Origin of the sequence: Dysgonomonas sp. 37-18 (assembly GCF_001899125.1) — a bacterium.
GTDB lineage: Bacteria > Bacteroidota > Bacteroidia > Bacteroidales > Dysgonomonadaceae > Dysgonomonas.
In genome coordinates, this window is the sequence record NZ_MKVC01000033.1 from 25603 (window position 1) to 42767 (window position 17165).

General features: G+C 37.1%; 12 protein-coding genes and 1 pseudogene. 2 read left to right on the forward strand and 11 right to left on the reverse strand.

Annotation, left to right across the window (positions count from 1 at the left end):
* Nucleotides 1-19 precede the first annotated feature (19 nt).
* The 10 genes and pseudogenes from BGO84_RS13155 to BGO84_RS13200 form a co-directional block, all read right to left on the reverse strand.
* Complete coding sequence (locus BGO84_RS13155) at nt 20-1183, reverse strand: glycoside hydrolase family 99 protein (protein ID WP_291029803.1); 1164 nt, start codon at nt 1181-1183, stop codon at nt 20-22.
* Between the two features lie 111 nt (nt 1184-1294).
* Complete coding sequence (locus BGO84_RS13160) at nt 1295-3547, reverse strand: GH92 family glycosyl hydrolase (protein ID WP_291029805.1); 2253 nt, start codon at nt 3545-3547, stop codon at nt 1295-1297.
* Nucleotides 3548-3578: 31 nt separating this feature from the next.
* The gene (locus BGO84_RS13165; RefSeq protein WP_135107422.1) at nt 3579-4268 is read right to left on the reverse strand and encodes a DUF3823 domain-containing protein; all 690 of its coding nucleotides are present in this window, start codon (nt 4266-4268) and stop codon (nt 3579-3581) included.
* Between the two features lie 25 nt (nt 4269-4293).
* Complete coding sequence (locus BGO84_RS13170) at nt 4294-6264, reverse strand: RagB/SusD family nutrient uptake outer membrane protein (protein ID WP_135107420.1); 1971 nt, start codon at nt 6262-6264, stop codon at nt 4294-4296.
* Nucleotides 6265-6275: 11 nt separating this feature from the next.
* Nucleotides 6276-9407 carry a TonB-dependent receptor gene (locus tag BGO84_RS13175; RefSeq protein ID WP_135107418.1) on the reverse strand — a complete coding sequence of 1044 codons (3132 nt, stop codon included), beginning with the start codon at nt 9405-9407 and terminating at the stop codon, nt 6276-6278.
* A 287-nt stretch (nt 9408-9694) separates the two neighbouring features.
* Nucleotides 9695-12298, reverse strand: a complete 2604-nt coding sequence (locus BGO84_RS13180) for a hypothetical protein (protein ID WP_291029807.1) — start codon at nt 12296-12298, stop codon at nt 9695-9697.
* Nucleotides 12299-12664: 366 nt separating this feature from the next.
* Nucleotides 12665-13514: pseudogene (locus BGO84_RS13185) on the reverse strand (ATP-binding cassette domain-containing protein); the annotation flags it as partial.
* A gap of 510 nt (nt 13515-14024) precedes the next feature.
* The gene (locus tag BGO84_RS13190) at nt 14025-14174 is read right to left on the reverse strand and encodes a hypothetical protein (protein ID WP_291029809.1); all 150 of its coding nucleotides are present in this window, start codon (nt 14172-14174) and stop codon (nt 14025-14027) included.
* A gap of 116 nt (nt 14175-14290) precedes the next feature.
* Complete coding sequence (locus BGO84_RS13195) at nt 14291-14965, reverse strand: relaxase/mobilization nuclease domain-containing protein (RefSeq protein WP_291029811.1); 675 nt, start codon at nt 14963-14965, stop codon at nt 14291-14293.
* A complete protein-coding gene (locus BGO84_RS13200; RefSeq protein ID WP_291029813.1) occupies nt 14931-15323 on the reverse strand; it encodes a plasmid mobilization relaxosome protein MobC in 393 nt (130 codons plus the stop codon). The genes BGO84_RS13195 and BGO84_RS13200 overlap by 35 nt, the downstream gene beginning before the upstream one ends.
* 134 nt (nt 15324-15457) lie before the next feature.
* On the opposite strand from BGO84_RS13200, the gene BGO84_RS13205 reads away from it, so the two are divergent.
* Nucleotides 15458-15976 (forward strand): carboxypeptidase-like regulatory domain-containing protein, encoded by a 519-nt coding sequence (locus tag BGO84_RS13205; protein ID WP_291029814.1) that lies wholly within the window; start codon nt 15458-15460, stop codon nt 15974-15976.
* A gap of 142 nt (nt 15977-16118) precedes the next feature.
* Here the strand turns inward: BGO84_RS13205 and BGO84_RS13210 are convergent, their stop codons facing one another.
* The gene (locus tag BGO84_RS13210; protein WP_135107486.1) at nt 16119-16361 is read right to left on the reverse strand and encodes a hypothetical protein; all 243 of its coding nucleotides are present in this window, start codon (nt 16359-16361) and stop codon (nt 16119-16121) included.
* Between the two features lie 137 nt (nt 16362-16498).
* Between BGO84_RS13210 and BGO84_RS13215 the strand changes: the two genes are divergently transcribed.
* Nucleotides 16499-17158: a helix-turn-helix transcriptional regulator gene (locus BGO84_RS13215; RefSeq protein ID WP_291029816.1), complete on the forward strand. Its 660-nt coding sequence runs from the start codon at nt 16499-16501 to the stop codon at nt 17156-17158.
* The last annotated feature ends 7 nt before the right edge of the window (nt 17159-17165 follow it).

Genomic DNA, 17165 nt, shown 5'->3' on the forward strand with positions numbered 1-17165 from the left:
TTAAGTATGTGAAGTGAGTTTAATTTCTGCTCTTTCGAAACTCCTTGATCCAATGAGCGGTTCTTGTTAAATAATAATCCGGAGCTAAACTCTCATAATCCAGATAAGTAAATGCTGAGCCAGTGTATGGTGTAGCCGGTTCTATCTGTGATCCTTCATGCCATTCATTAAATGATGTTATGGATATGAAAGATGCTTTCGACTCTATTGCTTTTCCGTACATGACATCATAATATCTACCATTATTCCGGTTACGGGTGGCAGGCGTATTCCATGGACGGATACGCGTATCTATATATCCCGGGCCAACACTTGGAATAAAGATCTTGTTGTTATTTTCCGCCCATTTTTGCATCGTATTCCAATTTGTAGGAGTAGAACCATAGTTGAATCCGAGAGAAGAAAAGTAGGTGTAAAATCCATCGAAGTGAGAATTAAGGATTACAGGGCCCTGTTTATCTACGTTGTCAAGCCACAAACCAATCACATAAGAATCATAGGCGGTATTCCTTATTGTAATTGCACCATTTGGACTTAACAGTTTTGCCCATTCTTCTGCCTCAATATTATATGAATCATAGATAAAGAACATCGGCTTACCATCAACTTTATAAAAAGCCGGATGATTACCATATTTATCAATAAGCTTCTTCATATTTTCTTTCAGATTCTCCGGATTACGCCCGGAGTATGGTTCAAGATGGAAGCAAACCTTTACTCCTACCTTTTGTGCCTCATCCAATAAGAGTTGGTTTTTATCAGCCTCTGCAGCCGTTTTCTCATTCCACCAACTAACAGCAGCAACACCGATTCGTGCTTTCTTGAACATTTCCATGTGCTTTTTTACAATCTCGGGATCACGATTACTATATCTTCCTAACTCCGGATAAAAATTAGACGCGATGTTGCCCTCGGTGCCTGGAATAGTCCCCGGACTACTTCCTCCATTTGGATTGGGTGCTATCGCATGAGCCCAATGTGACATTCCTCCATCAAACTCTTCATTTCCATACCAGTCATAGTAGAAACATATAGTATTATAGTCCAAGGCCTCATTATCTCCGTCCTCCGGTGATTCAGGAGTTACAATATCTTCTCCATTATCGCTACTGCATCCCGTATAAGAGATCAGCATAAATAATGCAAGTAAAGAACAACCGATTATTAATAATTTTTCTTTCATATTTTATAGTTAATTAGTTTTTAGATATAACTTTAGCCGGATAGTATAAAAACTACCTGATATTAATCAAATCAGTAATCTCAACAACAATGATTATGTGAATATCTGTTTTTAATCTCCGTTCATTTCAAAGGATGGAGGAATAGAAGCCTTATCCGAAGCCCACTGCTTATTGGGTCTGTTTCCCATTACAAACTCCAGTTTTCCACCTTTTATTAGGTCTTCATGAGCAAACCAGGATTTATTCCAATCGACACCGTTCAGCTTTGCGGATTGTATATATTTATTCTCTGGTGAATAATTACTACATATAATATCGAATGTCTTACCCTCTCCCAATTTTATACTTGCCTTTTCGAAGGTCGGACTTCCTATGACATACATTGGTAAGCCGGGAGTTACCGGATAAAATCCGAGTTGGGAGAATACAACAAAAGATGTCATTCCGCCTCCGTCTTCATCTCCGGGAACACCCATAAGATCGTTTCTGAACCACTGATCCAACAGATTCCTGATTCTTTTCTGGGTTCTCCAGGGCTGTCCTGCATAATTATATAGATATGGGATATGAAGGCTAGGTTCATTAGCCATCGAAAATTGACCCACGTTCCCCGTATGATCGGGTAGCTGTGCATAAAATTCAAATTTGCTTTTGCCCAATGGCGTATCGTACATCTTCTCCAGTTCTTCAACAAATAGAGCATCTCCCCCCATTAAGTTAATCAGATCAGCAATATTATGAGGCACGTCCCACCGATATACCCATCCATTGTTTTCTCCATAATAATCACGGGCACCTTGCCCTCCCGAATACCTATAATCGAACGGTTCAATATAGCTTCCATTCATATCTTTGGGATGGAAGAATTTAGTATCCGGATTAAACAACTTATGATAGTTCAGACTTCTTTTCAGAAAATGAGAATAGTCATCCTTTTTGCCTATATGTTTTGCAATCTGGGAAAGGCACCATTCGTCATACACTGTACCTAAAGTGACTGCGACAGGTTGCCTTTTTTCAAAATTATTCACATTGGCAACCGATTCTATCTCACCGTCTCTTAAGGCCGGAAAATAACCGTTCTTTTTATAGAAATCATCTAACACTCCGGCCTTATCTCCTGACCATGGAATAAGTGTTTTTTCAGTAATACCCCTCTTGCATGCATCATAAGCCAATTCGAGATTAAATCCTTTAAGCCCTTTTACATAAGCATCGATAACTGTTGCCACTCCGTGATTTGAATTCATTCTGCGACTATCACCAGTAATTTCAGGAAAAGTTGGCATCCAAAAATTATCCATCTGTTCAGCCATACGGACAAATGAATTAATCATCTGAACTTCCTTTTCGGGTTCTATGATAACTCTCAGAGGATGTGTGGCACGGTATGTATCCCAAATCCAGTCATCAGTATAAAATGGTATGCCATTATCGCCATGCACCTTATCATCAAACGAACTATAATACATCCCATCTTCAGAGATACAGATCATTCGTTCATAAGTGCGGTAAAGAGATGTATAAAACACTGCTTTAGCATCTTCACAGTTCCCTTCGACTTTTATTTTACTCAGTGTCTCATTCCATATAGCCCGCCCTTGTTCTCTGACTTCATCAAAGCTGGCATTTTTCACTTCCCGGTAAAGATTCTTTTTAGCCTGCTCTTCGCTTATAAAGGATATACCATAACGAATATGTATTTGTCGTAAATTCTCTGTAAATCTCATTACAAGACAAGAACTATCCTCCGTTTTATCATCAAAGGGATCTATCCGTTCAGGATCAATATCCGTTTCGAGATACAGATAGACTTTTGTTGGAAAATCTCCTATTTGCTGATAACCAGATACTGAACGTCCATTCGCTTTCAATATACCATTCTTACTATTTATCACAAAGGACGGAGCACCCTCACTAAACTGAAATTTATATATTGCAGACTGATATGATGGTACATATTCCACATCGATATTATCCTCATTCAGAAATACCCGATAGAAATATGGCTTAATCACTTCATTATCGTATTCCAGCGGAATAACCGAAGATAATTGCTTGTCCCCGGCAAGCGGACTTATGGAAAATGCCGAATTTCCTCTATGACTTGTAACTATCACTGGCAAGCCTTTTATTTTATTTCCGGTATAATCTTCCCTTTCCGGATATACCCTTAGCATACTGTTCGGAAGATGGATGGTAGGATAAGCAGGAATTAACAGATGACTTATATTTCCTATATACGGATTCACATAATCAACCGGTTCTTTACTTATAACCTCTTTATCTGAACAACTTACTACAATCCCCAGAATGAAAGAAAGGGATATAATCCGAAAAATATTTTGAGATATTTTTTTCATGTTTTATTTATTAGCTTGCACTCTGCAAAGATTACAAATCAACATTCACCGCAGGAGCATAATTATATTTAGCCTCCGACGCACCACTTAATGCACCTATACGGAAATAATAGCTATTGCCCGTGGATATTTTATTATAATTATTTATATCCATAACAATCTCATATTCTACATCTTCCGCAATCGTATTTAATTCGTATGTTACACTCGCCGTTTGTATACGATATCCCACAGATATATCCGGATGGGCAAATAAGGAAATCGCCTTAACAGGCTCCGATGTAGTCTGTTGCATTTTGAATTTCGCGACAATCTTCCCATCTCTAAATTTAATATCAGTATCAGTAATTCTTATATACGGTATAACTTCGAATGTATGGGTATTCGCCCCTTTTTTCATTTGATATCTTATTGTATCCTGCGGAATATAGTTCCCTTTATTCATTATAATCTTATAATCACCCGAGAACATAAGATTATTCTGAAAAGTCCCGTCATTTTTGAATACCATCGATTGCACCGGAGGATTATTCCAGCCCAGTTCAATAAAATAAATTTTCGCGCCTTCCAGAATATCCTGCTGCACTAATTCTCCGGTTTCAAGGTCTCTGATTTCTCCTGAAAAGGATGCATCCGGGGCGTAATCGAGATTATCTTTTTCACAGGAAGAAAAGATTCCGAAAAGCACCAGCATGGCAATTATTGTCAAATTCTTTTTCATAATATTCTATATTAAAGAGTGTTTTTTATGGATTCTGTACAAGTCCGTTACTTCCTATGCCCGGTATTTGTCGGTAATACCGTGAGTAGTTATATGTCTGATTATTATATCCCGGAGGATTCATTCTTACGAATATATATTTAGGAGTAGCTTCTCTCAGGTCGAGAAATGGTACTAAAGAGTGTTTCATCCTGTTTTCAAACAACTTATGGTAAGTTCTCCATCGAGTCAGATCCCATCTGCGTTTGTTTTCAAAAGCAAATTCAATAAATCTTTCTTTACGGACATTATCTACAGTCAATACTATTTCATCTTTATGAGCAGCTCTCTTACGGATATCATTTAATGCTTTTTTGCCTTTTGTCTGCTCCTCCAATGTAGGAGAAGAGTGTTCAGCAACAGCCTCTGCATAATTAAGAAGGACTTCTGCATAGCGGAACTCTATCCAGTCGTTAGAACCCTTATTCCACTCAGGAGTAACATCTTCTTTTTCCTGAAGGAACTTTCTTAATAAGAATCCCGATCTGGTATAATTTCCACCAACCGGACTAAATCCGGAATATTGATTTGCATTATCGGACCCATAAGTATAATATGTCTTACCATCAAGTCCTTTTACACTCGCATCGGTACGGAAAATGAACGAACCATCGGGTTTTACAATACCTCCTTGTATGATAATAGTCTTGTTTTTCCATTCAGTACCCGGAAGTATCATGGTTGCCCATAGCCGGGCATCTTTATTTTCAAAGATTTCGTATGGCTTATCTATAGGAAAAGAATAGTAGCTCGCACTTCTATCAAAACCGCCATAAGTGCTTTCATTACCATCCACCCGTGTTTTTATCAGACTACTCAAACCTTGCCCGTCATCAGTATAATCTTCATATGCATCTACCAAATCGAGAGTCGGATTCATTCTTCCGGGATGAGGCCATCCGCTAGCTGTCTGGTTAGGACGGTACCAGATATCATAATTATGGGCTAATACAGTACCTGATGTATAACCTTTGATAAACATAGGTTCTTTTATTCCTGATAAAACATTGTTAGGATTCTCAAACATCTGTTGGTAGGAATTTATAGCATTCTCTTTTGTCGACGGATTCGCTCCGTACAATTCATAATTACCACTTTTCATTATTTCATCAGAAGCATTAATACACTCTTTGTAATATCTGTCAGCTTCAGATGAATCAATCCCTGCTAACTTCTGTTCTACTGCTGGGCCCGAAATACTGACATAGGGAGCATGGGTAAATTTAGCAACCGAAGCAGCATGGAGTGCAGCTCTTGATTTTAAAGCCAAAGCAACCCACTTATTCGCCCGGCGGGTATCGAAAGGAGAGTCTGTCAACTTCGCTGCAGCCATATCACATTCACTCAGGATAAAGTCCCATGTATCTTTTTCTGTGCTACGGGGAACTTTCAGTGCCTCAACATCACCATCATATACCTGTACTTCTTTAATCAGAGGTACTCCACCATAGCGTTTAGCTAAAGCATAATAAGTAAATGCCCGCAGAAATGCTGCCTCACCCTCTAACGTTCTCTTTTTATCTTCCGAAACTTTGGTCAGAGCCGGAATTGTCTCAATCAAGCTGTTAATATCCCGTATTAATGTATAAATTCCTCTCCATGATTTGTATGTACCTTTATCATCTATATATCCTTCCCAAAAATCGAAACCTTCGTCTACATCATCATTAAATTCGGAGTGCATGGCTTCGTCGCAGGCATGAGCAGCCGAACGGCCTCCATTGTTGGGATCTGTATTGCCTATACCCAGGCTAAAACCTTTGTCGATAGCATATGAAAAGTCTTCGATAGGCAGACGTCCATATAAATTAGCCATATGCATAGCTATACCTTCCTCCGAATCCAGCACTTTATCTGCAGGGACTTTATTATTTGGTTCCACATCCAGAATGTCTGTACAAGCCGTAATCCAAAAGATCAGGCTTAAAAATAATATTGATTTATATATCTGTTTCATAGTTATTATATTTAGAAGTTAGCAGTAAAGCCGAAATTGAAACTTTTCATTAACGGATAGTTCATCCCTGCATTATAAGAGCCCTCTATCCTTTCCGGATCGAAAGGTTTAACGAACGAGTCAGCGAACGTAAACAGATTATATCCATTCACATAAAGACGGACATTATCAATTCCAATTTTTTTCATCACAGAGCTTGGTAAAGTATATCCCAGTTCCAAAGTTTTTAATCTCAGATATGATGCATTTCTACGCCATATATCACTGTTGTCTTTATACAAAGCCCCTACATCCTGTATCAGACGGGATGCCGGCCATTCTCCTGCAATCCAGCGACTATCCGAATCGTAAGGATCTTCTTTGTGCCATCTGTCATAAAAATACGCCGGAGTATTGGCTCCTTTCGACCATAGAATCTCAGCATATACTTCACTAAACTGGACTGTATACATGCCCGCACCCTGAAATAGTGCATAGATATCGAAGTTTTTCCATGACGCTTCTAACGTGAGGCCGTAATGAATGAGAGGAGTCCCTGACCAGAAAGCCGGCATTTTATCATTATCGTCTATAATACCATCTCCATTCACATCCCTAAAGATATAATCACCTGGCAGTTCTTTGCTATTTCCCATTTCTCCAGATTGAACCACTCCATAATTCCTTATTTGCTCAGAATTGGTAAATTGACCAATAGTTTCATACCCCCAGACGAAATCATTCCAACGGTTAGAAGTCTGGTTCCGCCAACGGTCCCAACTACTTACGAATGGCCCTCTTTCTACATAATTCATTTTTGTACGGGCAAGGTTCATATTTCCTTTTATACTATAAGAGAAATCTCCGATTTTATTACGATGTCCCAACGTAAAGTCTATCCCTTGAGTGATATCACTATTCAAGTTCTCCTGAGGTAAACTTGCACCATAAGTATTCGGAAGCGACACTGTACGCGTGGCCAACAGCCCGGTTCTATCTCGTCGGTATAAGTCTAACTCCATTGAGAACAAGCCATTGAACAGAGATAGATCTAAACCGATATCAAATAGTTTTGCCCTGTACCATGTAAGATTCGGGTTGGTTATAGATGGTGAGCCGATTCCTGATAGGGCTGTACCGTCAGTAAATTCATATATACCTACATTCAGATTGTATCCTGGTATATATTGGAAAGCATCTCCGGCATCCTGTCCCGATTTTCCATAAGAAGCCCTGAATTTAAGATTATCTACAAAGTCGAACTTGTCTTTTATAAATTTCTCTTCCGAAGCACGCCATCCTATAGATCCCATTGGAAAAAATGCCCATCGGCTATCCGGTGCATATCTGTAAGAGCCATCATACCTGAATGCCAGTTCAAGAAGATATTTACCCATAAAATCATAGTTGAAGCGTCCGACATAAGAAATGAATGCGGATTCGTTTGACATACCACTCGACAGTTGATCTTTTATTCCTGCATAATCAATTTCGTCATATGTATAAAGATCATATTTACGTTCTATATTAGACCAGTCATTTTTCTCCTGTTTTCTTTCATACACAAGAGTCCCACTTACATTATGTATAGTATTAAACGTACGGGCATAATTTATTTGCGCCTGTAAATCCAACCGGTTTGCTTCGTTATTTCCTACTTGTATCAATGATGGATTATTATATACATTTTCCATGTATTCATCATTATCTGCAGAATAAGTATATGTAGAGTATTTCTTTCTTATACCTTTATGTTTTTGTTGATTATAGTCATATCCTAATTGTCCTTTTATAGATAATCCTTGTACGAAAGGAAGATCATATTTCAGAGAAAATGTGGATTGAAAATTCTTATTATGATAAGTGTGGTATCCTGTTAGATCGGAATCAGCCAATGCTATCGGATTAAAGCCCATTTCCTGGGTAGCCAGATAATCCGGATTATTATTGGCATAAGCCGGATATGTAGGCACATTTATACGGGTTTGCTTAAATATTTCGAAGAATGAGTTCCATGGCTGACTGGTTTTATCCCATCTTCCCGAAAGATTTATTCCTGCCACCAGTCCGTTAGTTATCTTTATATCCGCATTGGAACGAAATGTATATTTGTCATAATTCAGGTCTTTCGATTTCAATAAACTTTCGTCACGGGCATATCCGAGACTTCCAAAATACGATACATTATCAGATCCGCCTTGCATTGAAATAGTATGCTGATGCTGCACAGAGTATTTTCTGAAAACATCATCATATAAGTTGGCACTTTCATATCCGGGAGCTCCCTGTTTCCACAAGGCAAGTTCTTCTTTGGTCACCAGGGGATTACCCTCACCTAATATTGCAGCATCATTTCTCATTTCCATATATTGTGCGGCATTTGTCATTTTGGGAATATCGGTAGGCTTTGATATTCCTATATTTGACGATAATGTTATTTTTGTTTTTCCTTTTGCTCCTCTTTTTGTTGTCACTATAATAGCTCCATTCGCCGAGTTCATACCATATATAGCCGCTGTACCATCTTTTAGGAAAGAGATACTTTCAATATCTTCAGGATTTAATCGCTGAAAAGCGTCCGCACCATCGCGAACAATTCCGTCAATTATAAATAATGGTGTTCCTAATCCCCTGACATTGATATCAGATCTGAATTGTCCCGGTTCGCCATCTTGCTGCCTTATTCTAAGGCCGGATACTTTGCCTTGTATAGATTGAGCCAGACTCGGAGATTTAGTTTTAATTATTTCATCCGATTTAATGTTCGAAATAGCTCCGGTGAGACTTTCTTTCTTTTGAACTCCATAGCCGACAACAACAATATCATCTAACTTTACATTATCTTCTTCTAATCTTATATCTAAATAATTAGCATCACTCACCTTTATCTTATAAGATTTAAAGCCAAGATAAGTAACTTCAATTTCTGTCCCGATAGGTATATCAAGTGAAAATGTACCGTCAACATCGGTCATTGTACTCTTTATAGGGGATGTCACCGATGCCCCTATTATAGGTTCTCCTTTATCGTCTGTTACTTTTCCCGATACGGCGGGCCTGGTCTGCGCCATAACCAAGCTAATAGAAAGAGTAATACCTATCAATAAAGAAAGAAATCTCAAAATTGTTTTTTGGGATTTTTTTACACGCTTCCTTGTTTTCATAGTTGTAGTATTAATTAAAAAAGTCTTTTATTTTTTCAGGTTCAGATTTCCATAACTATGCTCAATATTCAATCTCCCGGGTATGAATTATTCAGCAATAGGGGGACTATACATTCCTGCATCAAATATAAAATGGATGGAGTTAATCCTGCGTTAATCGAGCATTAACACATGGTAAGCATTTTTTGTCAACATTTCATAAACAGCTAATAGCCAACGAAAAAAAAATAATTAAAAATGTATCGATTCTTTGATTAGACAATAAGAGAAACACCATTAATCTCTCATTAATTCTTCGTTAAACTGCTTATAATATCTTCATAAGAGAAGTCCGGTTTTGTATTCAGCAAGCGTACATAGTCTTCACAGAATTTATCATAGCTTTGCTTCGATAATCCTTTTTGTTTCATCTGGTACAGGACTTTACATTTAATGCGGATAGCATCTTCATCTATATTATCATGGATAAGTATAACATCTGATATTTTAAGTAACAATTTAGGATTATCTGCCATCTCATGCCCATTAATTACTTCGAGTAATGCATTTACCAATTTAGTAGAGAATTCTGATTTAAAATCATCTGCCCATTCTGTATTTATATTAGGTAGTAAAGGTCCGGAAGATGCAATGTCTACAATTTGGCTAATTATACCCTTATCAAAAGGATTCTTCTGTAACTGATCCAGAAGCAGAGAAATTTCACTATAATCACAAGTTGTATTATCTCCTATGCTCAGATACCAATAACTATTTTTATTAATTATCTCAATATTACCAATGTCCTGCAACAACAGTCTGAGCTTCCTTATATTTACACGTCTATTATTCGACGCACTATCTTTATCCATACCAAACCAAAAGGTTTCATCCAATCTCTGAGAAGTGGTACCTTTGTCATTCTTAATGGAATTTAAAAGAAGATAAACCATTATTTGCTTGATAGTAGGTGAAAATTCACCGGTAATATTCTCGCCATTTCTATCATATATGCGGAAGCCGCCCAAGAGATAAACAGCTGATTTTTGAAACATTACACTTGATCTCTCTTTTCTCGGTCTATGTTGATAGTCTATATCCTCTTCTGGTACCGCCACCTCTCCCATTCTCTTTTTTCTATAATAAAATATGACTATAAATAAAACAGAAATAATAGCAATAACTATAACAAGCGAAAAGACTGGAGAATTACTACCTTTTTTAGACGCTTCATAAGTATGAATATAGTCTTTGGATAAAGGAGGAAATGCCAATGAATATATTTCTATAACAGTAGATTCTCCTGATGCAAGTTCCTGTTGCACTAATGCATAGAGTGAAGACGTCTTTCTATATAAGAATAAATCACAATAAGACTTAATATCCAGAAAATTATATTTGATAGAATCACTCAGTACCTGCATCGACGGATTTTCTGTATTTATATCAAAAGCAGATAAATACAGAGCCGAATAATATCTGTCATTATTATATGTCAGAGCATATATTTTGTTTGCGTCAATGTCGGCGACCATAGAATTACTAAACGTGTAATGATTCTTATCGTTAAGAAAAGACCACAGGCGAATATATTCTTTTGTGTTGATGTTTATTTTATAGAGATCGTAATAATTCCTCGGGGATTCTTCTTGCTTTCCAGATACGCTTCCATATCCACCTAAAACCAGGAAGTTCTTCTCGTCAAGGTTACATAGAGCACTCAGATAGCGGGGCTGGACAACAGAATCAAGGGATTCTATATGCCATTTTGCAGTATCATTAATCCCTATCATGGATAATTGTGCATTGTATCGATGAATTCCATATCCTCCGAAAACAACCAACCGATCATTCTTACAATCTATAAATCTATTGTGATGCTGCCGGGTATCTATCTCTACAATAGATTGTTCGCTCCACTCATTTTTTTCGAAATCATAAAAATTCAGTTTTGGTAAATCCGGGTTATAAGAAATGAGTTTATTATGTTTACTATCAAACACCAATTGACTCGAAGAACCTACTCTGAAATAAGGATATCCTCTTTGAGGTTTTATAGTATCTGTCTGCTTATTATCTATATGATATGTATATATTCTGTCTCGTGTAACAATAAAAACTCTTCCCAGGATCGAATCATAAGCTAGCTGAGGAAGAGGATTAACATTTGTGCCGTTGGTATTTAAGGTAAAAGATGCAACTTTACTCCATTGGGTATGTTTATCTATTTCCCAAATGGGGTTATCAGCAATTGCCTGCTCTTTCGTTATTTCATCATATACTTCATTTCTATTATGTGTAGAGAGTTCCCATTTGTGTTTTACTACATTCTTACTATCTCTGATTACAATATTCCGGATCGTCATAGGAGGTACATCATTCGTATAAAAATGAGTATCCTTATTTGCCCCGAAATATATTTTTATATCGGCAAAATTAATTAACGGTTGTTCTATAGTTTGTTCATTATTATCAATCAGAATTTTAATATTCTCCTTGTTAAAAGATAACTTTACCTTAAGCCACTTATCTTTAACTATTCCGATAGAGTCACGGATAGATGACGTTTCAATGACCTTATCTGCTTTTGTCAGTAAAAATCTCAGATTTGACTCCAACAAGTGAGAGATAATATCAAAACTTTCCGAATTATTTGAGACAATACGACAAACATAGCCATAAGTATGAAGTTCTTCTCTCAACTTCAAGTCAAATTCTAAAGAGAACCCTTCTTCCGAATATTTCATAGCTCTCTTTGTCGTCAGATTTAACCCTGTACGTTCATCCTGATTTTTAGTGTGGGCAATAAATGTCAGGCCCGAATAATGAGATTGATCATTTATCTGAGCAAACACATTTATTTTCGACAAGAATAGAGATAGTATTAGTGCTAGTAGAAGTATCTTTCGCATTTATGAACCATTAAATTCAAAAATAAGAGTAAAGATAATAATTTGAATATATAATTATATAAGTCTCCAAAAGATTAACTTTAATTTCTTGTGTAGGTAAGGATGGACTAGAGAAAAACATTCACGAATCAAAATCATGAATCAAATTTCTCTCCGGAATTAGCTTAGCATCAAAAAAACGAGTTTTTCAAACTTAATTGAAAAGACATTTGAAAAATCGAACACAAGCTGGATTTCAATAAGCAAAAAGCAATATATAATATAAACGAAACAAATACATATAAGTGGTACCTGGAAAGATAGTGTAATGGCATTCAAAGACAACCCTCTCATAACAATATATTTTCAGAGAAAAAATATTTCCAGCTACAATTTCCACCCTAGTGTTTTTTCCTGTATTGTCCATAGCTTGTAATAGAGACCATTCTTAGAGATCAGTTCCTCATGTGAGCTGTTCCACAATACGACCTTCTTCCATTACAATTATAGTATCAGCACTTTTGATGGTTTTCAGACGATGGGCAATTACAATAACTGTACGTCCTGCAATCAGGCTGTTAATAGCTTTCTGTACGTCTATCTCATTTTCAGGATCGAGCGAAGCCGTAGCCTCATCGAGCAATACTACCGGTGCATTTTTCAGGATAGCCCGCACAATGGAAACACGCTGCTTCTCACCTCCCGATAAAGTGCACCTTCCTTCTCCCACTATCGTATCATATCCTTTGGGCAGGCGCATAATAAAATCGTGGCAACAAGCTTTCTTTGCTGCCAGAACAATCTCCTCTTCTGTAGCACCCGATTTGCCAAAACCAATATTGTTTTTAATCGTATCTTCAAATAGATACACATTCTGAAATACCATTGAGATATGTTTCATTAAAGCTTCCGGATCTATTCAGCCCATATCTGCTCCATTGAAAAAAGCCTTCCCTCTCTATGGATTATAAAAGCGTGCACAAATTTTCATCAGGCTACTTTTCCCACTTCCTGACGGGCCTACCAACGCCGTTAAAGAACCTTGTTTCATAGGAACCGATATGTCGCGTAAGACTTCTTTATACCCATATCCGAACGAAACATGTTCCAATCTGATATCACCACTCTCCGGAGCAGCCTCCGAGCCTTGCATCTCTGACTCTTTCATCAGGTCAAGAATCCGTCCTCCCGCAATAGAGAAATAACGGAATTCGGCAAAATTTGTAAGAGCTCCAGAGAATTTGTCAACCATTAGAAAAATAGCACTACAAATAATTGCAGTGCAAAATGATAAAATTAGTTTAAAGAAAAGACAACTCAAAGCTGCTCTCAATAATCAATACCTTATACAACTACTAAAGTTTTGATGCGTTTGCCCTAAATAAATAGATAACGGTCCCCCCACAAGTTGAATATTTTTTTTATCTTTGACTGATAATTTAGTTGCTCTTTGTATGTAAAATAAAGTAGAATATAGAAGATTGCTCGTTTCTAAATCGTTACCTATTCCAAAACGAGGTCTATATACTCTACTTATTAATAGTCGATAAAAGTTTTCTCTGTGTCTCCCGGAATGGTAGATCATCGGCTCTTTTACATCTGCCATAACCCGTAAACCTTTCATATTGGCTTTTATTCGGAGAGCTTTTCCAATTTCTTATCGACCTCTGAAAGTTTCTCCCAAAGTGCATCGTTTGATACTGACTGTGCCATATTTTTCTATTTTTAAGTTGTTAATAATTTATTTTTAAAGTCTTGGTCTCTTGATTCTCCTCTTTTTCTTTTTCCGCAACAAGGCTTCTGCTTCGTTCATATCGTAATTAGACGGCTGAATCTCGAATAAACCGCCTATACCCGATGCAATATCAACTACTCCTGATACAGCATTCTCTATCAAGCTAGCTCCTGCCTCTTTCGGCGGGGTTACTTGCTGTTGTTCATATTGTTGCTGTTCCTGAGAATGGTTATTCTCAGTTAGCTGTGCATCCAGTTTTGAATGGCTAAACTTCCTGTCTATCTCTGAACCCTTGAACGAATGCTCTCTTTTTTTGAATGAAATCCCCTGTACCTCATTAGTCTGTCCTTTACGTTTATACTCGATGGATATTCCCTGTTTTTTGGTACCTGTTCAAACTCTTGCCAGTTCTTGGCTTTAGGAAGTACATCTTTAATCGTATGGTAAATTTCGTATTTGGTTTGCTCCGCTCCCTTTAGTTTCTGTACGTTGACATTCTCTTTGCCCTTGCCGTACGTGAGGCTGTATTTATCCTTTAGCTGCTTGCAGACCTTTTCATTTCGGTATTGGTCGTTCTTATCCGAAATGGTTTTACCATCGTTATCCACCCGATTGAACACTATATGGCAATGCGGATGGGAGGTATTTCTATGGTGAGCTATGATATATTGCGTATTCTCTATGCCCATCAACTTCATATACTCCTTTGCCAATCGTTCCATAAACTGGTCTGCCATCCGCTCTTTGTCATCGGGAGAAAATGCCAAGGGGATATGCCCGACACATTTAGATAGCTTCGGATTGAGCAGGCTCTGCATATAAAAGCTGTTAATAATGGATTTGGTATCAGTTTCCAATACACCTTCACTCGCCAAAATCTTAGCATCCTTATTGCCTAAAACATACGAGATGCAACCCTTAAAACTTCGTCCTTTTACTATTTTTCCAATCATCCGACAGCTTGTTTATGATATTTTGGATCGACTCCAGTAATGGAACAGCCATCTTTTCGAGCCGCTTTACAGTTAAAAATTTGATGGTTTTCACTAACTGGTTCAGGTTATTCGCCATTCCCGAGAGTTTTCGTATCAGATCCAGATCTTCAAGCGTATATCGTAATTTTACACTTCCCTTTAGTACCATCTCCCGTGCATATTGTGTCGCTTTCATTCCTAACCTTTCCGCTTTCTCTTTCACGGAATTAAAATCCTTTTCGCTCAGCTTGAGGTTAATCGAACAGGAAAGTTTCTTTTTTTTCTTCCTGGGTCTCCCACGAAGAACCTTTGCTTCCAATTTATCTTTATTTTCCATAGCTTTTATATCAGGATTATTAGGTAGAAGCAACGTATAAAATACCAATATATAGGTATTTCGATAAAGTAGATGTACTTGTAATTTTGCATCTTCCTACATAAAGATCGCTCATTTTAAATTAATTTAAGAATATGATAAAATATATATGTTTTGTTCTCTTTGTCATATTGGCAAGCTCTTCTTTGATCGCACAAGGAAGTAAAAGTGGGGCAAGCTATAAGATAACAGGTAAGATTTATGAGAAAAGCTCAGATGGAAAAATTTCATTACAAGCAGCCACAGTTGCTATTCCTGATTATGCAGTAGGTACGGTTACGGATAAGGACGGACTCTTTGTCTTAACGAATATTCCGTCAGGAAAAGTGAAAATGACAGTTCGTTATCTGGGAATGGTAACAATTGAAGAGACAATTGATGTAAATAAAGATTTAGATCTATCGTACGTTATGCAACCTGAGAATTTTAAATTAGTAACAGTTACTGTTGTTGCTGAAAATACAAATGCACAGCAATCTACTGCATCTAAAGTGTCGCGGAATGCTATCGATCATATACAGGCAACAAGTTTGCAGGATATTATGTCATTGCTTCCAGGTGGAATTTCTTCTAATCCGGGTTTGAATTATGTATCGGTAAGTTTACACACTTGACTAAGTCGATTAAACGAGCCGAGCTTAAAAAATAACGCCACCCGACTCGGATGGCGTGTTACGGGTACTTTCCCATGTGGTGGATGAAAAAGGACTTCATAGATTCCAACTATTTGTTGTATCTATCTTAATCTTGGATGCTCTACTTATTGTTATACTCCCTGAGAGAGCTTTCATATACCCTCCTGTCGGGTGTGCATTTTAAAATACCCCCTGCTACCAGATCCGATATTTTCTTATGAGAACGTTTCAGCATCTTGGCTACTTGGTTAATGCTGAATGTTCTTTCTACTTCCGATTCAGCAGATTTGGGTATTTTCTGGTCAAAAACTCTTTCAATAATCTTTTCAAGGGACGATTCCGTTGTGACGATAACTGTATCCATAAGCGATAAAAAATAAATAGTTAAAAATAGAATAACTGTATATACTAAATTATATTTCGTACATTTGAAGCACTAAATTACGAATAAAAACACAGCACTAAACAAATAGTTTAGCTTTTATAAATAATTAAACTATTATGGTCTATTTGTTTAAAATACGTGAATTGTGCGAAAAAAAAGGTGTGAGCATGAAGCAGGCAGCATCAGACTTGGGAATGACCGAGCAAAGCCTTCATAAGCTTATCAAAGCCAATTCTACTAAAATAGATACCTTGCTCACCATAGCGGACTATTTCAAGGTAGAACCCGCTTATTTTTTTGATTCCCATTCGGGAGATACCAACCAATATGTAAGGATCAAAAAAGAAGAATTTTCTGGGCTGATAAAAAAAGTATTGGCATACTCTATACACGGCTTCGGGCTTATCAAATTGGAATGGAATAATAACGAACAAAAGTTCAATACTTATTTTGACATATTGGATAAACAATATGTTCCCACAGGCGAAGATTTGGAGTATATATCGGCTATCCTTGAAAGAAAAATAGAACTGACGAACAATACAAACCCAAAAGATATATCCAAGCTGTTAATGACTAAAGACGAGTTCAATTTTACTTCGGCTTATTATTACAGCATCAAAAAAGGACAGGCACAGGAAGAACTGCAAAAGCTTTCTTCTTTCATAGATAAACATAACATTCCTGTAACAGAATCTATAAAAAGGGACATACGGGAATTAAATGATAAGATAAAACACTACGAATCCAAAAGTATAATAGGTACTAATAAATAAATTTAAT